General features: G+C 59.7%; 13 protein-coding genes and 1 pseudogene. 2 read left to right on the forward strand and 12 right to left on the reverse strand.

Features of this window, described 5'->3' with window-relative positions:
- Positions 1-1,087 precede the first annotated feature (1,087 nt).
- Together ACQKP1_RS23475 and ACQKP1_RS23480 are read left to right on the forward strand one after the other, a co-directional pair.
- Complete coding sequence (locus tag ACQKP1_RS23475; RefSeq protein ID WP_427277262.1) at positions 1,088-3,133, forward strand: hypothetical protein; 2,046 nt, start codon at positions 1,088-1,090, stop codon at positions 3,131-3,133.
- A gap of 2 nt (positions 3,134-3,135) precedes the next feature.
- A complete protein-coding gene (locus tag ACQKP1_RS23480) occupies positions 3,136-9,009 on the forward strand; it encodes a DEAD/DEAH box helicase (RefSeq protein WP_427277263.1) in 5,874 nt (1,957 codons plus the stop codon).
- 62 nt (positions 9,010-9,071) lie between these two features.
- Here ACQKP1_RS23480 and ACQKP1_RS23485 read toward each other — a convergent pair.
- The 12 genes and pseudogenes from ACQKP1_RS23485 to ACQKP1_RS23540 form a co-directional block, all read right to left on the reverse strand.
- Positions 9,072-9,326 (reverse strand): annotated as a pseudogene (locus ACQKP1_RS23485) (very short patch repair endonuclease); the annotation flags it as partial.
- Positions 9,327-9,392: 66 nt separating this feature from the next.
- On the reverse strand, positions 9,393-9,671 hold the full coding sequence (locus ACQKP1_RS23490) for a hypothetical protein (protein WP_427277264.1): 279 nt from the start codon (positions 9,669-9,671) through the stop codon (positions 9,393-9,395).
- A gap of 367 nt (positions 9,672-10,038) precedes the next feature.
- Positions 10,039-10,818 (reverse strand): ectoine/hydroxyectoine ABC transporter ATP-binding protein EhuA, encoded by a 780-nt coding sequence (ehuA, locus tag ACQKP1_RS23495; protein ID WP_427277265.1) that lies wholly within the window; start codon positions 10,816-10,818, stop codon positions 10,039-10,041.
- Entirely contained in the window at positions 10,815-11,507 is a 693-nt protein-coding gene (ehuD, locus tag ACQKP1_RS23500; RefSeq protein WP_427277266.1) for an ectoine/hydroxyectoine ABC transporter permease subunit EhuD, read from the reverse strand. Before ehuD ends, ehuA begins: the two co-directional genes overlap by 4 nt.
- Positions 11,508-11,520: 13 nt before the next feature.
- Positions 11,521-12,186 (reverse strand): ectoine/hydroxyectoine ABC transporter permease subunit EhuC, encoded by a 666-nt coding sequence (gene ehuC / locus ACQKP1_RS23505; RefSeq protein ID WP_427277267.1) that lies wholly within the window; start codon positions 12,184-12,186, stop codon positions 11,521-11,523.
- Between the two features lie 61 nt (positions 12,187-12,247).
- Positions 12,248-13,099, reverse strand: a complete 852-nt coding sequence (gene ehuB / locus ACQKP1_RS23510; protein WP_427277268.1) for an ectoine/hydroxyectoine ABC transporter substrate-binding protein EhuB — start codon at positions 13,097-13,099, stop codon at positions 12,248-12,250.
- A gap of 56 nt (positions 13,100-13,155) precedes the next feature.
- Positions 13,156-14,175: a N(2)-acetyl-L-2,4-diaminobutanoate deacetylase DoeB gene (gene doeB / locus ACQKP1_RS23515; RefSeq protein ID WP_427277269.1), complete on the reverse strand. Its 1,020-nt coding sequence runs from the start codon at positions 14,173-14,175 to the stop codon at positions 13,156-13,158.
- Positions 14,176-14,179: 4 nt separating this feature from the next.
- On the reverse strand, positions 14,180-15,358 hold the full coding sequence (gene doeA, locus ACQKP1_RS23520; RefSeq protein ID WP_427277270.1) for an ectoine hydrolase DoeA: 1,179 nt from the start codon (positions 15,356-15,358) through the stop codon (positions 14,180-14,182).
- Complete coding sequence (eutC, locus tag ACQKP1_RS23525) at positions 15,355-16,368, reverse strand: ectoine utilization protein EutC (RefSeq protein WP_427277271.1); 1,014 nt, start codon at positions 16,366-16,368, stop codon at positions 15,355-15,357. Before eutC ends, doeA begins: the two co-directional genes overlap by 4 nt.
- Positions 16,365-17,393 (reverse strand): hydroxyectoine utilization dehydratase EutB, encoded by a 1,029-nt coding sequence (gene eutB, locus ACQKP1_RS23530; RefSeq protein WP_427277272.1) that lies wholly within the window; start codon positions 17,391-17,393, stop codon positions 16,365-16,367. The genes eutC and eutB overlap by 4 nt, the downstream gene beginning before the upstream one ends.
- Before the next feature lie 67 nt (positions 17,394-17,460).
- Positions 17,461-18,909 (reverse strand): PLP-dependent aminotransferase family protein, encoded by a 1,449-nt coding sequence (locus ACQKP1_RS23535; protein WP_427277273.1) that lies wholly within the window; start codon positions 18,907-18,909, stop codon positions 17,461-17,463.
- A gap of 164 nt (positions 18,910-19,073) precedes the next feature.
- Entirely contained in the window at positions 19,074-20,477 is a 1,404-nt protein-coding gene (locus tag ACQKP1_RS23540; RefSeq protein WP_427277274.1) for an aspartate aminotransferase family protein, read from the reverse strand.
- Between the last annotated feature and the right edge of the window lie 13 nt (positions 20,478-20,490).

Below are 20,490 nucleotides of genomic sequence, written 5' to 3' on the forward strand. Positions count from 1 at the left end.
CATGATGAGGCGGTCAAAGTGCCGACCTCGAAGAGAACCATGAGCCTGACCTGCGATGCCCGCTCCGACCAGCTTGACAACCGCGATTAGAGAACATCCCGGGACACGATCCGAGCGGACAGCGCGGGGTCTGCCACTGTCAGAAGCGGTAGACATTGTCCGACGCGGGGTCAGCCTTCTCGATGACCGCCCGTCGGAGTGGGACATTTTGAGGTCGTTCGCAGACGCCGGGTGGCTCGAGCCTACCTTTCTTCGGCATTTCCCTGCACGACGTCTTCTCCAGCGAGAACTTTCAGCGCAGTCGGTCAACGAAACAACTGTCGTTATCTGCGGTCCGACGCCACTGGCAGTTGCCGACAGGCTCTCGGTGGCGGCACGAGCCGCCGGCGGCGAGATCGAGACGTGGAATGGCGCGTCACCATGGTCGCTTCCGCGGCATGTCTTCCGCGCGCCCAGTGACGCTATTCGCAGGGAGTTTCTGCGGCGGGCAGAGCTAGGTGAGGTGCCTAAATGGTCTCCGGCACGGCCTGATCGCGCAGACCACGGCGATCCGCATGGCTTCCGGGTCGTTGGCAAGCTTGTCAGCGAGAAAGGGTTCTTTGCGGCGGCGTTCGACAAGGAAATGACTGACGGCCTCTACCGGATCGAGCGGCCTGAGGGCCGCATGCACTTCTATTATCGATCAGTCGTCCCGGGAAAGCTGGATCAGAATTACCTTTCGCCATCCGTGGCCCTGCTCTCTCACCATCTTCGACTGGGCGGCGAAGTCTTGGCGTTCAAAAGCGGCGTTCTCTATGCTCGCGCGGCAAGGGTGAAGTTGCCGTCGAGCTGGTCGAGATGGGTTTCTACTCTGTCTCTGTGCAATCCGGGTCCTTCGAACACCTCGGGTTTCTGGCGATACGAGTATCCGGCCGGAAACGCAGCAGTAGCCGCAATATCTAAGCTGGTACCAGTCGCGAAGGACACTGGATCCGCGAGCTGGCGGGACGATTTCGTCAGGTCGGCGTCCAACCGTGAACGAAAAATATATGACAACCGCTCGCGGCTGGTTCGTTCGGCGGCACGCATACACGGAAAGAAGTAATTGATGTCGAGTTCGGGGAAGACAGTTTTCCAAGTCGTTGAGATATTGAGCCACGGCGTTGCTTTGGTCGCCGAAATGAGGGGAGGCGACCAAGGCATCGGAAAGATCCGCGAAACCAAGGAGCCGAGGATGGTGTTCGGCGGGGTGGGGTCTTTCTGGCTTGTCACTGGGGAGAAGGACGAGCCTAAACTGGTCTTGGAAGACGTGGAGGAGCTGCCCAATATCAGCTTGCCGATGGTCTCCTTTCCTCCTTCGGCGATCCGTGCGAGCTCTGAATTCGAACTTCCGGCCACTGTCGAAGCTTTCAGCACCGCCGGACAGCGCAAAACCACCACCTTTGTCACGGTAACGCGCATCCTTGCCGCCTACAGCGCACGCGACATTACTTTCGATGACGTCGTCCTTCGGCTCCGTCAGGGCAGGCTCAACATACCGTCGAACGAGATCATCGCAATAGAGGTCGCTCCCGGGGCGTGGCTCACCAGCCATTTTGTCCGTCTTTCCTCCGGTGCATACGGGCTCTCGGCGGGGTCGGATCCGCGAGCACTTACCGTTAAAACCATCGAGAACAGGCCTGACACAATGAGATTGTCGTCAGGGCTATTGATCTTTCTGTCCGAACCTCGATGGAGCATCGCATCTGAGAAGGATATCCGCCCCGAAAGCGAGGTGCTCGAGTCCGCCGAGCGCTGGCTCAGTCGCTCTAGGCTCGCAGCGAACAAGGCGCCAGACGGCGGTGATGTCACCGACTTGCTTAGGCACTACGTGGCGACGACGGTTAGCGAAGACGAGAAGGCGGATTTATCCGCTGCTGCCCGACTCCTTGCAGCGCGTCAACCTATACTCGACATCATGCCGCAGATCCTCGCGACGGATCCTGCCTTCCAGAAACGTATTCAGGAATTCGAGCTTCAGGAACAAGAGCGCCTCAAGGAAGGGCTTCGGTCCAGAGTAGAGCTAGAAATCGAGGCCGAAAAAGCCCGTCTCGACGAAATCGGCGCCCGAATCGCCGAAGCGGAAACACGTCTCGCCATTGCGGGTCAGCGGGAACTGCTTCTCCGGAACGAAGCCGAAAAGCACGACGAGGTCATGAAGGCGCGCATCGCGGAAGCGGCGAGACTGCTGCGGGACGGCGCCGTAGACCAGAGTAGTCATTTCCGTCGGGAACTCGATGAGCTGCGGAATCTGGTCCTGCAGATGCCTAGTCATCCCCCCACCGTCGTTGTGCCGCCGCCTGAGGAACTGCCGGGGCCGGAACGGCCGAAGAATGATGCTGAGATCGTTGAGTCGAAGGCTAGTGAAGACGCGCGCAAGAGTATTGTCGCGGGACTGGCGACGGCAACCGGGCTGACCCGGGCCGATGTAATCGCGCTATTACTCAAATCGACGGACGAAGTTCCCGTACTTGTCGGCGAACGGGCCTCCGGCGTGGCGGCAGATATCGTGGCTGCAATTGGTGGAGAGGATAGCGCAGTCGCTTTCTGCGATCCTTCGCGTATCTCGTGGCAGGATCTCATGCGCGACGAGACTTCTGGCCTCGCAGCCGCCGTTGCAAAAGCCAAGGCGAACCCTGACATCCTCGTCCCCATTGCGATCTGCGGCATCACCAATGGCCCGTGCGAGTATTGGCTTCCCCAGTTCGTGGAGTCGAGGCGCATCGGTCGGCTTCCGCGAAACCTCGCGATAGTCGCCAGTGCGGGCGTCGACGGGTCGAGAGTTTCGGTACCGGATTCTGTCCTTCGCTTTCTGATGCCTGTCGAAGTGCCGGAAAGCGCCAAACCCGTTCGCAGGTTGTTTGCCGGACCATGGCCCGCGGAGTTCGACGCCAATCGCGCGAACCTCGCCGATGCCATCGACCTGCTGACGCAGTCCGAAGCGTTCGAGAACGGAGCGCTCCAGCGTGCAGCGAAGACGTTGTCGCGGGTGCCACAAGGCACAGCCATGGCCGATGTCGCTAAGCCGCTGGTTCGGCAAGCCAAGTGGCTCGCTAGCATCTCGACCGACGGGCGGTACGACTTCAAAAATCACTTCAAGAATATCGAGGGCTGAACATGTTCGATCCGATTGGCGGCTTCAATAGAATGATCGAGCAGTTCCTGTCGTATCTCGATACGGCATATCGCATCGATGACCATAAGGTTTCTGCGATGCGCAGGGAGCTTCTCTCGACGCCCGGCGAACTCGCCCTCGATCCGATTTTCGAGGCCGTTCCTCGTTACGAGACGGCGGGATACGGTCTGGAGGCCTTGATAGAGGACAAGGACGGCAAGTTGCCGGGCTTTTCGAGACCGGAGCGGCAAGCCTTTGTGGAGCTTGCTCTGTCAGGCTTGTTCGACCGCGATAAGAAGAGTGCCGAGATCAAGGGCGCCTACCAGCCTTACCTCCATCAGGTCCAGATGTTGTCAAAAGGCGTGCAGGACGGAACGCCGGGCATCGTTACTTCCGGTACGGGTTCGGGCAAGACGGAATCGTTCATGCTTCCTATCCTTGCCCAGCTGGCGAAGGAGGCAACGAACTGGCCTGCGCCGCTGCGGCCCGTCGACGACGATTGGCTGGAAGACGGTAAGAGCTTCCAGTTCCATCGCCGCAACGAGCATCCTGATCGTCCCAAGGCTATCCGGGCTCTCATCCTTTATCCGTTGAACGCACTCGTCGAGGACCAGATGGTTCGTCTGCGAAAGGCGCTGGCGTCCCCGGCAGCCGAGGAGGTGATGCAGAAGCACTTCAAGGGGAACCGCATTTTCTTTGGCCGCTATACGGGTAAATCTCCGGTGACGGGCTTCCTCGATCATCCGCGCAGGAGCAAGGACAAGACCTGGAAGAAGCGTAACAGCCGAGCGCGTCGTGATCTGAAGGTGGAACTGCAGCGGTACCAGTCGATCCATTCGCGCCTCGATAAAGATGCCGATCCCGACCTCCACTATATCTTCCCGACGACGGACGGCAGTGAGCTGATCTCCCGTTGGGACATGCAGAACACGCCTCCGGACATCCTTGTCACCAACCAGTCGATCCTAAACGCGATGCTGGTCCGCGAGGTCGAAGACACCATCCTGAAGAAAACCCGCGAATGGCTGACCGAGAACGACGACGCCAGGTTCTATCTCGTGCTGGACGAACTCCATCTCGTCCGTGGTTCGTCCGGCGCCGAAATGGCGGGACTTCTGAAGGTCTTCCTCGAGCGGATCGGCCTTGCCGACCCCGCCCATGCCCATAAGCTCCGAATTCTTTCGTCGTCGGCATCGCTTCCGATGGACGAGAAGAACGGGGCGGCGAGTATCGAATACCTCCGAAACATGTTCGGCAATGCCGGAACCGCAGGGGCGGTCGACGTCGACGCGGCATGGAAGGCGAGTGTGGTCACGGGCAAGCCGATCGTCGTCGGACGGCCCGAGCGCACGCCCTCTCGCGATAGCCTGGTCGCGCTTGCGAAGGCTCTGAACGATCTGGACTACCGGAAGCAGCCGGAAGAATTGCGTCAGCGGTTCGTAGACGCCGCCCTGAGCCTGCCAGGAGCCGCTGCTCAGGCTTCGAGGTCGGCGATGCTGGAAGCGACAGCCGCTGCAGCAGCCCTGCTCGATTTCGCCATGCAAGACGAACGCAAGCCGGGAGCAAAAACGCCGCGGTCGGTCGCCCAGATCGGTGAGGTGCTTTTCGGCGAAGCCGACAGAGAAGCGGTCCGGGGATTACTGGCATTGCGCGCCATTCCTGATCTTCCCGACCACGTCCTGCCCGGTGATCTCCGGCCCTCCCGCGGCGACATCGCAAGCCTGCCAGGCTTCAGGATGCATAGCTTCGTTCGTAATATCGAAGGCTTGTTCGCTTCGGTCGGGCGTGACGACAGCGGTTCTGTGGCTTGGGGTTGCCCGAGTATCGAGCGCGGTCAGGACTACGAAGAGAAGTCGGGTGCCGAAGGCCGCAGACGCATGTTCGAGATGCTTTATTGTGAAGCATGCGGTGACCTCTATCTCGGCGGAAAGCGCGGGGAGACGGATCCGGGCTCGTCACGTAGGGTATCGCTGTTGCCAGCGCCGCAGGAACTCGAGAAGCTTCCGGAAAGTGCCTCGTCCCTCCGCTTCGAGGATGCAAGCTTCCGCGAGTTCGCTCTGTTCTGGCCGCAAGGGCGCGCGCCCGAACGTGAAATCCGCGTCGACAACACTCCGTATGAATGGATCGTCGGGTACCTGAACCCGCGGACAGGCGTCGTCGGAGAGCAGGAGAGCGAAGAGAGCGTCAAAGGGTATCTCCTGCGGTGGCGTGGTGACGACAAGTTCCACAAGCGAACGATCGAGGATGACGGTACCGCCGTACCCTATTGCTGCGCGAAGTGCGGCACCGACTATTCCGGCCGATATCGGCAGGCGAATTCGAAGAGGAGGGAGGGGCGCCTCTCGCCGATCCGAAGTTTCCGCACCGGTTTCGGAAAGACCTCGCAGTTGTTGGCCACCGAACTCGTTGCGGCTCTGAAGTCACAGGGAGGGGATGGAAAGCTTGTAGCCTTCTCCGACAGTCGCGAAGACGCGGCAACTCTAGTGCTCGATGTCGAGGTTCAGCACCAGCGTGACCTCAGGCGCGAGATCCTGATCGCGGCCGCCACGCGTTTGGCAGCCGATCTACGCTATACGGACGAGGATAAGGCGGAGCTTGCCAGCCTCAACGCCGAAATCGCTGCGCTTATGGGGGAAGGGCATGAGTTCGACCATCTTATGCCGCGCCAAAGAGTGCTCAACAGGAAGCGGAACGCCGACGGTAAGGAGCCGAGCGTACCATTGAGCGACCTCTTTGAGTTCGCCCGCGAGAACGTCCGGTACGATACGCGCCCGATCCTCAACGAACTCATGAAGCTTGGCTCGACCCCCGTCGAGGGAGCGGACACCTACAAGAACCGCGTTTCCAACAAGGCGTGGTACGAGTTCTTCGATCGTGGAGCGGACGGCGACATCACATGGAAGCGGGAAGAGCTCAACGAGAAGGTCGATCTGCTCGCGAGGGCGAGAAAGAAAGTTCAGGACGAGCAGCCGCCGGACGCGACTGACCTCCTGTTCAGCAAGACGTACTTCGCCCTCGAAGAGACGGGGCTTGGATGGCCGAGTTTCTACGGATCCGAGGAGTACACTCCCGAGAAGTCGAAGGACGACGCGATGCTCCGCATTTTCGCGGACGCATATCGCATCACGCCCAATCCTTACATGGACGAGGTCAAAACGGTCTGGTCGACCGCCCACGAGATGCTCGGCCGCGGTGACAACCGCATGCGTCGCCTGATGTCGAAGCTGTTTCCTCTGCAGACCGAGGTAGAGTGCAATCTCTTCCTTGAAAAGCTCAGGACTAAGCTCCGGCAGACTCGTCTGGCCGGATCGATCGACATCAGTCTTCTCTTCTTCAGGGCCGCGAAGCCGACCGGGGCGGCGTGGCGATGCGACCGCTGTGGACGAGTTCACCTGCACGAGGGCTTCGGGAAGTGCACGCGCTGCGGCGAGGAGCTGAAGCGCCCGGACGATCTGACGGCCGAGGTCATTGCCAAGGGCAACTTCCTCGGGCGCCGCGTCAAGCGCACGATCGAGGCTGACGAGCCGCTCTTCCGCTTGAAGTGCGAGGAGCTGACGGGTCAGACGAGCGATCCGGCGGAACGGCTCCAGCAGTTCAAAGGCGTCTTTGTTAAGGGCGCGAAAGAGAACGACGCCGACTTTGCGTGGCGCAAGCTTTTCGACACCGTGGACCTGCTTTCGGTCACGACCACGATGGAAGTCGGTGTCGACATCGGCTCCCTTCAGGCCGTCTACCAGGCCAACATGCCGCCGCAGCGGTTCAACTATCAGCAGCGCGTGGGTCGTGCAGGTCGGCGAGGACAGGCGTTCTCGACCGTCCTCACCGTCTGCCGCAGCAAGAGCCACGACATCCACTACTTCCATAATCCGATCGAAATTACTGGATCGGCACCGCCTCCGCCCTTCATCACGACGGGGCTGACAGATATTCCGTCCCGCCTGCTTCGCAAGTTCTGGCTGGTGAAGGCATTCGGGTTGATGAAGGAGAAGGCCGATCAGGATTGGCCCGGCGACGACATGGTGCCGGGAGACATCCACGGCGAGTTCCTCTATTGCAGCGAATACTTCCGCACCGACCGGAACTGGCCCGAAAAACTAGCCGAAGCTCTGGACGAGACGAACGGTCATCGTAGGAAGCTCGCTCAGATTCTTGCCGACGTTTCGAAGTGCGAAGTCGACCGGATCCTCTCCGCGGTAACTGCCGAAAAGGTACTTCAAGCCATCGATGGGCTCTTTAACGAACTTGGACAGCAACCCGTCGGCATTGCATCCGCGCTGGCGGAACGCGGCCTGCTTCCACTATACGGGATGCCGACACGTACCCGAAACCTTTACGTCGATTTGGCCAAGGGTAAGGCTAAGGACGACTTCGAAGCCGATTGGGATACCATCGACCGTGATCAGGACATGGCGATCTTCGATTTTGCGCCTGGCAGCGTCCGCACGCGGGAGAAGCTCCGCCACCGTTGCATCGGCTTCACGGGAACCCTTCCCAAACCTGATGAGCATGTCACGGACTTCGGCGCCCCCATCCAGCCGTTCGGGGAGTGGTGGAAGGACGACTTTCAGCTTCGCTTCTGCGGAGCCTGCGGCGCGTGGAGCAGAGGTGGCAACGAAACGTCTCAATGCCCCGCCTGCGGTGCCGCGACCACGGATCCGGGCATTCGTTGTATAACGCCCGCGGGTTATCGCACGGAGTTCCGACCGACCGACGAGAATCTGTCTTCGAAGGTTGGCCAGAGGATGACGCTTGCGAGCATCGGGCAGGTAGACAAGGTAAAGACGGATGCGAACCTGCAGGTGAACTTCGCCGAGCAGTCAGAAATTTTTCTTGTCAACCCCGGTCAGAGGGACGACACGGACTTCACTGGTTTCCAGTTGCAGGAAGCGGTTGATCAGGATGCGAAGCGGATCTCGTGGTGGGCGAGCACGAAGCCCGTCGTGAAGCTTGCGAAGCAAGCCATTAGCGCCGACGCGGTGGCCGAGGACCAAGGTGTCCGGTATCGCGCGGACGAGACAGTGATCAACGCGTGGCTGGCGTCGACAAAGATCACGAATTCGCTGCAGATCAGCCCGATCCGGATGAACCCGAACCTGCGACTGCTCGACATGGACGTCGGGCTGTCGATGGGACGTCGCGAGCCTACAAGAACCAGTGTCCGCGCAGCGGCGATTTCGGCAACCGAGATCCTCGTGCAGCGCGCTGCTTTGGATCTCGACATCGCACCGGAAGAGTTCGACGCCCTGGCGCCGAACATCATGGTGACAGCTACGGGCGAGCGGCTTCCATATCTCCAGATATCAGACGCGTTGCCGAACGGCTCCGGGTTCTGCCGTCACCTTCTCGGCGACAGCACTATTCCTGTTTCCGGTCTCATCAAGAGCATTCTTGACGATACCGAAGAATGGCCACGGCAGGACGTTGCCGTGGAGGCTCACAGGAAGAGCTGCGGATCCTCTTGCTACCGCTGCCTCCAGCGGTACAACAATCGAAACTTCCACGGGTTGCTCGATTGGCGGCTGGGGCTAGCCTATCTCAGGGCGATTGCAGATCCTTCCTATCAAGCTGGGGTCGATGGCGACTTCGGTTGTTTCGAGGTTTCGGACTGGAAGGCATCGGCGGCCGATCTTGCGGAGCAGACGAAGACGTTCATCCCCGGCAACACGGTCGCCCATGCCAAGGACAGACCGGATATCCCCACGTTCTCTCTGGACGACAGCGGTAGCCGTTGGGGTGTCGTGGTCCATCCGCTGTGGGATGCAAGGAAGCTCTTCGACCGGATCGGACTGGATCGCTCACACATCGCGATCGACAGCTTCGAACTTGCCCGGCGACCGCTGCACGTCTTGCAGCGTGCTCGCGCCGCTGTGAGGTAACGCGCGGACGCCTTCTTGGCTTCGACCGTGGCGGCGATGCTCTCAACGATCGTCGCCACGTGCTCGTGCTCCCAGAATCTGAGCACCGTCCAACCAATTTCCGTCAGATGCGCCGTCGCACGCGCATCCCTTGCCCGGTTGCGAGCGATCTTCGATAGCCAGAAGTCTGTATTCTTTTTTACAGATGGCGGGTGAAGTTCGCACCCATGCCAGAAGCAACCATCGAGGAAGATCGCGATTTTCAAGCCCGGAAAGGCGAAGTCACATGAGGTCCGCTTCAAGCCCGGGATCTTGTGATGGATCCGATAGCGAAACCTGCGCGCATAGAGCTGCTATCGAACAGCCTGTGTTTCGGCGTGCAAAATTTGCACGCCGATATAGGGTCAAGTTTGCGTGCCGATTGACAACATGCCGTTATAGACCGAAGTATCAGGCTTCAGGTTCTCTGATTTGAGCCCAAGCAATGCATAAAAGCCCGGCGACCAGTGGAGTGCACCAGACCCGGTTTCAAAGGTCCAGTAGCCGACACCCAGCACACCTTCCAACCGCTTCAGACATTCCTCGGCGTCAAATGTCCGGCGTGTACTTCTCAGGTCGATCCCCGAACTCCCGTAACCTGACAGGAGGATAGGCCCCCCTTGTTGTTTGCCCACACCAGCCATAACACCCCTTCTCAGGCTCAATTTGAGTCATCTTGTCCTAGAACAACCCGCGCCACTGCTACGCAATCAAGGCATTGACCCGGCCACTTTCGAGACAGCCGGAAGCGAGCCACTGTGGAGCTGCGAATGAGACATCATCAACTCGCGCCGTCTCCTGACTTCTGACGCATGCAAACAAGGTCGCCTTGTTCTGCGCCATTGCACAGACAGACTGCTTGAACCCATGATGACAGTTCGACCGTCACGAATGGGGCTTATGACCAGCCGGCGCTCAGAAGAACCATTTTTTGCCACGCGATCATCAGTCTTGAATGATGGAAAAAGCGAATGCGGCTTGCCTTCAGCGGACAACTTCCGGTAGCTTTGACTAACCGAGGACAGAGGACAGAAACTCACGTGTTCGCTCCTGCTTGGGGGCTCCGAAGATCTCTTCGGGTGCCCCATGTTCGCAGATACGCCCCTTGTCGAAAAAGCAGACGCGATCAGATACCTCGCGGGCAAATCGCATCTCATGGGTGACGAGAAGCATTGTCAGATCGTGCTCGTGTGCCAGGCTGCGAATGACCGAAAGCACCTCGCCGACAAGTTGCGGATCGAGCGCAGAGGTCGGTTCATCGAAGAGCAGGACCCGCGGCCGCATGGCGAGCGCGCGAGCGATTGCAACGCGCTGTTGCTGTCCGCCCGAAAGCTGTACCGGGTAGTGGTCTTTCTTGTCCGCCAACCCAACCATGTCGAGAAGCTCGATTGCACGTGCCTCCGCTTCCGCGCGCGACATGCCGAGTACACGGACTGGCGCTTCGACAACGTTGCGCAGGACCGTCATGTGGGGGAAGAGGTTGAAGCTCTGGAAGACCATGCCGACATGTTTTCGGATTTCGCGCAGATGCTTTTCGGAGGCCTGAAAACGGCCTTTGCCGCCGTCTTCATGGTATGACATGTCCGCAAGTGTCAGCTTGCCCTCCTGAAAGGGCTCCAGCGTCATCAGGATGCGCAAGACCGTTGATTTCCCGGAACCCGAGGGCCCAATCAGCGTGACCTTCTCACCCTGCGCCACGCTAAAATTGAACTGATCGAGAACGGTCAAAACACCGAAGCGCTTCGTGACATCGGAAAACTCTATAAGGGGTTTGTTGATGGCATTGGTCATCGCATGGGGATCCCTGATTTTGGGAGAGCTTTTTGCAGGCGATGGAGGCCCGCAGAACTAATCAGTGTGAGAAGAAGGAAGATCACGCCGACCAGCGTCAGCGGCACCAGATATTCAAACGTGCGTTCGCCGATCATGTTGGCAAGGCCCATCATCTCGAGAACGGTGACGACGGAAAGCACGGGTGTCTCCTTGATCATCGCAACCAGGTAGTTGCCCATTGCCGGGACGATACGCGGGATCGCCTGGGGAATGATGATGTCGCGGTATGTTTGCATACCTGTGAGGTTCAATGCTGTCGCAGCTTCCCACTGGCCACGTTGTACCGCCTCTATGCCGCCGCGATAGACTTCCGAGGTGTAGGCCGCATATTGCAGTCCAAGCGCCAATGCGCCCGTGAGGAAGGCTGGGAGCACGATGCCGAACTCGGGCAGCACGTAATAGAGGAAGAAGAGTTGCACCAGCAGAGGTGTGTCTCGCAGGAACTCGACGACAACGGCCGTCGTCCAGGAGATCGCCTTGACCTGGCTACGGCGCATCAGGGCGAAAACCAGCCCGAGAGTCAGCGCTATCGCGAAGCCAGCCGCGGCCGCCTTCAACGTCACGGTCAGACCGATCAGAATGATTGGGAGGATCGAGATCGTATAGGTGAGCCAGGTCGTGGTGTCCCATTCGTAACCATACATCATGGATATTCGCTCCTCACGATTGGCCTGGACGCGGCAAGGCGTCGCCGCGTCGCACCAAGCGTTCGATGATCTTCATCGCCACCATCAACATCAATGACATCGCGAAATAGCAGACCAGTGTCACCGAATAGATGCTGGTGCTGTCGAGGGTGAGATTGCGGATCGACTGTGCCGAGAAGGTCAGGTCCGCGATCGAGATCAGCGAGACCAGTGAAGAGAGTTTGAGCGTTTCAATCGCCAGATTGCCGAAGGCGGGCATCATCTCGACGACTGCCTGGGGCAGCGATATCCGGAACAGTGTCTGCAGCCGGCTGAAATTCAGCGCGCGAGCGGCTTCAAGTTGCTGGGGAGACACCGAAGAGAGAGCGCCACGGACGATCTCCGCGCCATAGCCGCCAACATGGGCCGCGAGCACCAGGATCCCTGTCGTAATCGGGTCGAAACTGATGCCCACCAAGGGCAAGGCATAATAGAACCAGAAGAGCTGCACAAAGAGCGAGGTGCCACGAAACACTTCCGTGTAACAGAGCGCGATCGTCGACAGGATGGCGCCCCCCTCGGCCCGCAGGATGCCGAAGAAGAAGGCGAGCGCGGCTCCAACGGCGATCGCCGCCAGCGTGATCGTCATTGTGACGACCGCGCCTTTCCAGAGCATAGGCAGATAGGCTGTCCAGTCCATCCGGATCTCTCCCGGTTTCGAGATGAATGGCGCCCGGTGGGAACCGGGCGCCTTTGAACCGTTACTTGCCGGCGCACAGATCAGCCACGTTCTTTTCCGCGGCCGCGGCGATGCTCGCTTCGGAGACACCATACTTTGCGAGGATGGCCTTGTATTCGTCCGTCTTGCGGAACTCGACAAGAGCGGCGTTGAAGGCGTCGCGCAGTTCCTTGTCTTCCGGCCGGAATGCGAAGCCACCATAGTTGCGGACTGGCGCATCATTGACGATCGGGTCCTCGAAGGGCGCGACCTGCTCGACATTGGCCTGATCCTTGGCCAGTTCCGATACCGTCAGTTCTGTGGCTGCATAGGCATCCACGCGGCTCTCCACTGTGGGGATCGCATCGGCATTGGCGGGGATGAAGACGATCTGATCATCCTTGACCCCGACGGCGCGAAGGAAGTCGACATTGTTGGCGCCCGATACGACGGCCACCTTCAGCGACGGATCTTTGGCGATGTCGGCATAGGTCCTCAGGCCCTTGGGGTTGCCCTTCTTCACCAGAAGGCCCTCGCCATAGGAGGAGTTCGGTTCGGTGAAGGAAACCTGCTTGCAGCGCTCCGGCGAGATGTTCTGTTCGGCGGCAGCAAAGTCAAAACGGCCGGCCTTCAAGCCCGGGATGAGCGTGCCGAAGGGGGTGACCGTCCAGTTGACCTCTTCAATCCCGATGTTCTTCAAGACGGCGTTGGCGACATCGGGTCCAATACCGGCAGACGTGCCGTCGGGCTGCATGTAGGAGTAGGGCACTTCGTTGGCAGTCGCCGCACGGATGTAGCCCTGTTCCTTGACCTCTTCGAGGGTCAGCGCTCCGGCGGTTGTGATCGAAGTTATCAGGGCGATGGCGGAAAGCCCGGTGATCTTGGTGACATACATTTGAATTCTCCTCTGGTTCATTGTTTTTGCTTGTCCGTTCCGGATCTTGTGCCGGATTACCGGACAGGTTCTCCCGTAATCGTAGCGATTACGGAAAGGCAGTCGCCGGCCTTGATCAGGCCGGGCACGTGACGTGCCGCAAGCACGCCATCCATGGCGGCTCGATAGTCGATCGGTTGAAGGCCGGTCTTGCCCACGGGGTATACGCGGGCAATGGTTTCGCCAGCTATGACCTCTTCTCCGAGGTCACGCACAAAGGCGACGAGACCGTCATCCTCGGCAAAGGTGAAGCAGTCGCTCGACGGCATGTCCAACCACTGGGTCGGCTGAAGGTCTGGAGCGCCGGGCAGTATTCCCGCATGGCGCAGCAGGTTGAGACTGCCCTTGCGGGCGATCTGGATGGATGCTGCACTTGCCGTGCCGGCGCCACCCAGCTCGGTAGTCACAAAGACCTTGCCCATGTCTTCGACGGTGGTGTCGAGCATCCCGACGGCATCGATCTCAAGCATCTTCATCGAGTAAGGTGCGGCGAAGGCTGCAACGGCGTCGAAGCAACGCGCTTCCTGGGTCTTGTCGGACAGGTCGTGCGCTGCGGCATAGGGCAGGAAGTCAAGCGTCTTGCCGCCAGAATGGAAATCCAGCACGAAATCCGCAAGGGGTACCAGATAGCGGGTCACGTAGTCGGCGATCTTCTCCGTCACGGATCCGTCGGGACGACCCGGAAAGCTCCGGTTGAGATTTCCGCGATCGATCGGCGAGGTGCGTGTGCCCGCACGGAAAGCGGGGTAGTTGAGCGCCGGAACAATGATGATACGGCCGTTTACCTCGGCCACATCAAGCGTTTGCGCCAGTTCGAAGAGGGCGGCTGGTCCCTCGTATTCGTCGCCATGATTAGCTCCGGTGAGAAGGGCGGTCGGCCCTTCTCCATTGGCGATGACACAGACCGGGATCATCACCGAACCCCAGGCGCTATCGTCGCGGCTGTAGGGCAGGCGCAGATGACCGTGCTGTACGCCCTTAGCATTGAAGTCCACGGACGGCGCAATGGGCGAAGGTCGAGGTAGGGCCGTCAACATGGTATCAGCCCTTCACAAACAACCGTCGCGGAACATTCGAAAGGCATTCGACACCGCTCTGGGTAATCGCGATGCTTTCCGTGATCTCCAGCCCCATATCCTCCAGCCACAGGCCGGTCATGAAATGGAAGGTCATGCCAGGCTTGAGTTCTGTGCGATCGCCGGGGCGCAGGCTCATCGTGCGCTCGCCCCAATCCGGCGGATAGGAAAGGCCGATGGGATAGCCGGTGCGGTTGTCCTTGATGATCCCGTATTTTTTCAGCACCGCGAAGAAGGCGTTGGCGATGTCTTCGCAGGTATTGCCGGGTCTGGCGGCTGCAAGCCCCGCCTCCATGCCTTCCAGCGTCGCTTTCTCGGCATCGAGAAACGCCTGTGTCGGCTTGCCCAGGAAGACTGTACGGGACAGTGGGCAATGGTAGCGTTTGTAGGCGCCGGCGATTTCGAAGAAGGTCCCTTCGCCCAGGCGCATGGGTTTGTCGTCCCACGTCAGATGGGGGGCTGATGCGTCGGCCCCGGACGGAAGGAGCGGAACGATGGCAGGGTAATCGCCGCCGAATTCGGAGGTTCCGCGGATGCCGGCATCGTAGATCTCGGCAACCAGGTCGCATTTGCGCATGCCGGGCTCGATGACGTCCACGATCCTCTTATGCATCAGCTCGACGATCTTGCCGGCCCTGCGCATGTATTCGAGCTCAGTTGGGCTCTTGATGGAGCGCTGCCAGTTGACGAGGCCGGCGGCATCCTTGAAGCGCGCATTCGGCAGGTGTTTTTGCAATGACGCGAAGGCTGCAGCCGAGAAATAGTAGTTGTCCATCTCGACGCCGACGTTAAGGCTTGACCAGTTGCGCTCCTCGATGATCTGCGAAAGCAAATCCATCGGATGACGCTCTGTCGACTGCACGTAGTGATCCGGATAGCCGATGATGTTTGCGTGATCGAGATAGGCGGTCCTCTTGGCGCCATTCGCGTCCTGTTTGCGGCCGTACCAGATCGGCTCGCCGCTCGGCGGAACGAGCACGCACTGGTGAACGTAAAAGGACCAGCCGTCATATCCTGTCAGCCAGTGCATGTTCGAAGGATCGGTGACGATCAGCAGCTCTATGCCTTGGGCCTCCATGGCATGGCGGGTTTTCGACAGGCGCTCGGCATACTCCTCGCGCGTAAAGTTAAGTGTCACGCTCACGCGGCATCTCCCTTGGTAATCTTGTTGTCGATTGTCTGTCCGCATCCGGCAGCCCTCGCCCGGCTGACTGCCAGATTGGCAATGGCAGTGTCCTGGACACCCGTACCGGTCAGGTCCGCGAAGGTGATCTCATCGATGCTTGTTCTGCCTTGCACCTGTCCAGCGATGACCGCACCGAGTTCATCGAAGTGCTGGTCTGCGCCGACCAGACCGGCCTCGATAGCGTGGTGCAACTCGCCGAGAACTCGCGTCTGGGAGATGCGGTCAGCGACGTAGCGTGCCTTGGCGAAGACGGCCGAATCGATTTCGTTCTTGTGTTCCGCATCGGATCCCATCGCCGTCAGATGTTGACCGGGTTGCAACCAGTCGGCCATCAGAACCGGTTTTTCTGCCGGTGTGGTCGTGACCACGATATCCGCGTTTCTCATGGCTTCTCGCGGCTCGGCCACGGCCGAGACCTCGATGCCATATTCCCCGGTCAGTTCAGCTGCCAGTTTGTGTGCCTTAGCGTGGTCCCGTGCCCAGATGCGTGCTGATTGCACCGGGCGAACCAGCATCAGGGCCCGAAGCTGCAGGCGTGCCTGCATGCCGGCACCGAAAATTGCGGCGACTGAAGAGCCGCTGCGCGTCAGGTGGCGCGCGGCAACCGCGCCTGCCGCCGCCGTTCGGACATCGGTGAGATAGCCGTTATCGAGCAGAAGCGCTTCCACCAATCCCGTCTTGGCACTGAAGAGGATCATCAGCCCATTCAGGCTCGGAAGCCCGAGTTTCGGATTGTCGAAGAAACCGGGGCTGACTTTGATCGCGAAACCATCAAAGCCTGGCACATAGGCCGTCTTGACGTCGACTTCGCCGCGGAATTCGGGGATGTCGAGCCGCAGAATCGGCGGCATGGCGACGTCTTTGGTGGCCAGTGCTGCAAATGCACGTTCGACACAATCAACAGCGGAAATGTCCAGTTGGACGATGGAGCGGAGATCGCGCTCCGTCAGGATGCTGATGCGGCTCATGCCTCGGCTCCCTCCAAAATTCTTTGGTGAAGTTTCGGATCGATGTTCGCGCCCGACACGATGATCGCGGCGGGACCTAATACTTCGACCTTTTTTGCCAGAATGGCTGCGATGCCGACCGCTCCAGCGCCTTCGGCGGTCAGGTCTTCCTGGTGCCAGGCATGGCGGATGCCTTCCGCAATTTCGCTTTCAGTCAGAAGAACGATGTCATCGAGCAGATGGCTGCAAAGGGCAAAGGTGACACGATTCTTGAGGCCAATCCCACCGCCCAGGGAGTCGGCGAGCGTGTGCTGTTCATCAACAGCCACTGGCCGCCCGGCTGCGATCGAGGCCTTCATGGCGGCGCCGCGCTCCATGGAAATGCCGATGACGCGTGCCTTGGGAGCCATGGCCTTGATCACGACGGCGATGCCGCCGGCCAGTCCGCCACCCGACAGGGGAACCAGCACGGTGGCCAGATCCGGGACTTGTTCCAGGAGTTCGAGGCCGACCGTGCCTTGGCCCGCAACCACGTCAATAGCGTCGAAAGGTGGGATGGAGGTCAGGCCTCTTTCCTCGACCAGGCGTTCGACCTCTTCCTGAGCCTCGTCCTGTGAGACGCCGACGATCCGGACCTCCGCGCCGAGGGCGCGGATGGCATCGACCTTGTTGGCGGGCACGAGCGAAGACATGCAGATGATTGCTGGCACGCCAAGCTCGCTTGCCGCATAGGCGACCGCACGCCCGTGATTGCCGGTGGACGCCGTCACGAGCCCCCGGCGGGACGCGTCGTCGAGCGAGAGGATGGCGTTCATGGCGCCGCGCAGCTTGAAAGCGCCGATAGGTTGACGGGTTTCGAGCTTCAGATGCACCGGTTGGCCGGTAAGGTCGGACAGGGATCGGGAGCGAACAAGAGGCGTGCGGATGACGCGACCCTTTATCCGCTCCGACGCCCGTCTGACGTCTCCCAGGGTGACTGGCAGGGTCACTGCCTGGGGCTCCGTCTCAGTCCGTGGGTGGAGGTTCGCGCTCTTCATGATTGTCATGTTGAGAGCGAAAGAAAATCATGTCAATTATTATATTGTAATGATTCAATGATTGCTGCAAGTCGTCTCAGCCTATCGATCCGATATCGTAGACCGGCGGCAATTGCTCGAACGTCTGGCGCACTGTGGTCAGGGCTTGGACAAGTGCGAATTCGTCCAGGCGTCCGCCCAGACAGATGCGAATTCCGCCCCCATGGCCTGGGCCCGCTATGAATGGCTCGGATGGAGTGACGGCGACTTTCTGATTGGCGAGCGCGCGGACGAGGCTCTCTTCGGTCCAGTGAGGAGGAACCCTCAGCCATGCACACAGAGAAAGCGGGTGGCTCGAGGAAATATGATCTTCGAGAACGTCCACCGCCAATTGCTGGCGCTTCCGTGCTTCCTCACGCTGGATGGCCACCAACTTGCGCGCCATCCCGTTCTCGACCCAGCGCGTGGCAATCTCACCTGCGAGATAGGTGCCGCTCCAACTCGTTACGCGCAGGATGGAGGCGGCCCTGATGGAATAGGAACGCGGCACGACCAGGTAGCCGACGCGAAGCCCGGTCAGCACAGCCTTTGTAAAGCTTGTGACATAAAAACCCAGATCGGGAAGCATATCGCAGATCGACGGCAAGTCGTCCGCGATCATTGGCCGGTACACTTCGTCTTCCACGACAAAGACTCCGTATTGCTCGGCGATTGCCGCGATCTCGCGTCGCCTTTGGGCACCCGCCACGTGACCTGTCGGATTATTCAGTGTCGGGATGAGGACCAGCGCACGTACGCCACCGCCGGCACATGCAGCGGCCAGGGCGTCAGGCAGGATCCCTTCTTCGTCCGTCGGCAAGCCCTTCAGGGTAAAGCCGAGCACGTTCGAGAGGCCGATGATGCCATGATCGGTCAAATTCTCGCACAGGATAACATCACCAGACCGAACGATGCAGCTGAGCGCAAGAAAGATGCCATGGGCAGCCCCGTTCGTAATGAGAATTCGCTCCGCGGAGGCGTCAACGTTCAGGGTTCGCAACCAGTCACGCGCCGTTTCCCGGTGGCGATCGAGGCCGGCAATCGGGCGGCAAGGCCGCATAAAGCTCGAATTGTTATCCTCAGAGAGCTCGCGAAGGATATCGCGGGATGCGCGCTCGTGTATGTCGAGATAGACGCCTCGTATGATGGAAAGGTCAAGCACCTCATTGGTGCTGTGATCGAGCATCATGCGGCCAGCTCGATCTGTCACGCGCGCCTTGACGAATGTGCCGCGCCCGATTTCGCCGCTGAGATATCCGAGGCGTTCTGCCTCTTTGTATGACAGGCTGACGGTCTGGACCGAGAGGCCAAGATCGCGTGCCAGGTCCCGATGCGTCGGCATCCGGTCCATGGGCTTGAGGATGCCCGAGTCGATATCGGCAATGATCCTTTCGGTCAGCGCCGCGTGCTTCGTCTCACCCTTTTGCTTGGCGAGTTGGGGGCGCCAAGCCACTGGTTTGGCAACGGGAAGGAGTTCACGGACAAAAGGATTGGATTGATGGCGCATGAAATTGTCTCGCTAGTGCGGCGTAAATTTCATGACATTATGCACGGAACACCTCAAAAAATGAAGCGATAAGCAATCCGAGGCGCAATCGCCTCGGATTATTTCGAACTTTGAGCCGCAACGGTCTCTCGCGCCGCAGGGACGACGGCTTCTGCCGCTGGTTGTCAGATCTTTTCGCCGGCCTGCACCAGCTCATCCATGACGGAGCGTATGGCAGATTCGGCGATGGCGACGATTTCGTCGATCTCTTCCTTCGTCGTCACAAGAGGAGGAGCGAAGCCCAGGATGTCGCCATGCGGCATGGCCCTTGCAATCAATCCACGGCTTCTGGCTGCCTTCGAAACTCGTGCGCCTACGGACAGCGACGGGGCAAACCGCGTCTTGTTTTCACGGTCGGCGACGAACTCGATCGCGCCCATCAGCCCGACGCCGCGAACCTCGCCGACGATGGGGAGTTGCGCGAATTTTTCCTTCAGTTGCGCCTGGAAATAGGCGCCGACCTTGCGTGCATTGCCCGGGAGGTCTTCCTTCTCGACGATGTCGAGGACCGCGTTTGCCGCTGCCGCACCGATCGGATGGCCTGAATAGGTATAGCCATGCGAGAAGGCACCGACGCGATCGGCGCCTTCTTCCATGACCTTGTAGACCTTCTCGCCGACGATTGCGCCGGAGAGGGGGAAGTAGGCCGATGTCAGGCCCTTGGCGACGGTGATGAGGTCCGGCTCGATGCCATAGTGCTCCGATCCGAACATTGAACCCGTTCGGCCAAAGCCGGTGATGACCTCGTCCGCAATCAGGAGGACGTCGTATTTCCTGAGTACCTTCTGGATTTCCTCCCAATAGCCCTGAGGCGGCGGCGTGATGCCCCCGGTTCCCAGCACAGGCTCGGCGATAAAGGCGCCGATCGTGTCGGGATCTTCGCGCAGAATGAGCGCCTCCAGTTCGGCCGCCCGACGCTCGGAGAATTCAAGCTCTGTTTCTCCGGCTTCGGCGCCCCAGTAGTGGTGGGGCGCGCCCGTATGGAGGATGCCTGCTCGTGGCAAGTCCATATGGTCGTGATAGAAGCTCATCCCGGTCATGGAGCCGGACACCACGCTGCAGCCATGATAGCCACGCTCTCTGGAGATGATCTTCTTCTTCTTCGGCTTGCCGCGAAGGTTGCTGTAGTACCAGACGAGCTTGGCCTGCGTCTCATTGGCGTCGGAACCCGACATGCCGTAGAAGACCTTGCTCATCTTGCCGGGCGCCATTTTGACCAGGCGATCGGACAGGATCGCAAGTTCATCTGTCGTATGCGCGGCATAGGAGTGGTAATAGGCGAGGCGATAGGCCTGGCGGGATATGGCTTCCGCAACCTCGGTCCGGCCATACCCAACATTGACGCAATAAAGCCCTGCAAAGCCGTCGATCAGTTGTTTGCCATGCGCATCCTGAATGCGGATGCCCTTGCCGGTCTCGACGATCGTCGGATCGCCCAGCTTGCCGCTGGCAAAATCATGCAACTGGGTGAAGGGGTGGAGGACAGAATTGCGGTCCATCTCGGCGATTTGATTGAGATTGGCATTCATGGTTCAGATCCTT

Source organism: Allorhizobium sp. NPDC080224, from assembly GCF_050281005.1.
Classification (GTDB): domain Bacteria; phylum Pseudomonadota; class Alphaproteobacteria; order Rhizobiales; family Rhizobiaceae; genus Allorhizobium.

Excerpts from the sequence above, each read along its gene's own strand:
- ehuC (WP_427277267.1), bottom strand. The coding sequence starts at position 12,186 with ATGGACTGGACAGCCTATCTGCCTATGCTCTGGAAAGGCGCGGTCGTC.
- ehuD (WP_427277266.1), bottom strand. The coding sequence starts at position 11,507 with ATGATGTATGGTTACGAATGGGACACCACGACCTGGCTCACCTATACG.
- eutC (WP_427277271.1), bottom strand. The coding sequence starts at position 16,368 with ATGAGCCGCATCAGCATCCTGACGGAGCGCGATCTCCGCTCCATCGTC.
- ehuA (WP_427277265.1), bottom strand. The coding sequence starts at position 10,818 with ATGACCAATGCCATCAACAAACCCCTTATAGAGTTTTCCGATGTCACG.
- ehuB (WP_427277268.1), bottom strand. The coding sequence starts at position 13,099 with ATGTATGTCACCAAGATCACCGGGCTTTCCGCCATCGCCCTGATAACT.
- ACQKP1_RS23475 (WP_427277262.1), top strand. The coding sequence starts at position 1,088 with ATGTCGAGTTCGGGGAAGACAGTTTTCCAAGTCGTTGAGATATTGAGC.
- ACQKP1_RS23480 (WP_427277263.1), top strand. The coding sequence starts at position 3,136 with ATGTTCGATCCGATTGGCGGCTTCAATAGAATGATCGAGCAGTTCCTG.
- ACQKP1_RS23490 (WP_427277264.1), bottom strand. The coding sequence starts at position 9,671 with ATGGCTGGTGTGGGCAAACAACAAGGGGGGCCTATCCTCCTGTCAGGT.
- ACQKP1_RS23540 (WP_427277274.1), bottom strand. The coding sequence starts at position 20,477 with ATGAATGCCAATCTCAATCAAATCGCCGAGATGGACCGCAATTCTGTC.
- ACQKP1_RS23535 (WP_427277273.1), bottom strand. The coding sequence starts at position 18,909 with ATGCGCCATCAATCCAATCCTTTTGTCCGTGAACTCCTTCCCGTTGCC.
- doeB (WP_427277269.1), bottom strand. The coding sequence starts at position 14,175 with ATGTTGACGGCCCTACCTCGACCTTCGCCCATTGCGCCGTCCGTGGAC.
- eutB (WP_427277272.1), bottom strand. The coding sequence starts at position 17,393 with ATGACAATCATGAAGAGCGCGAACCTCCACCCACGGACTGAGACGGAG.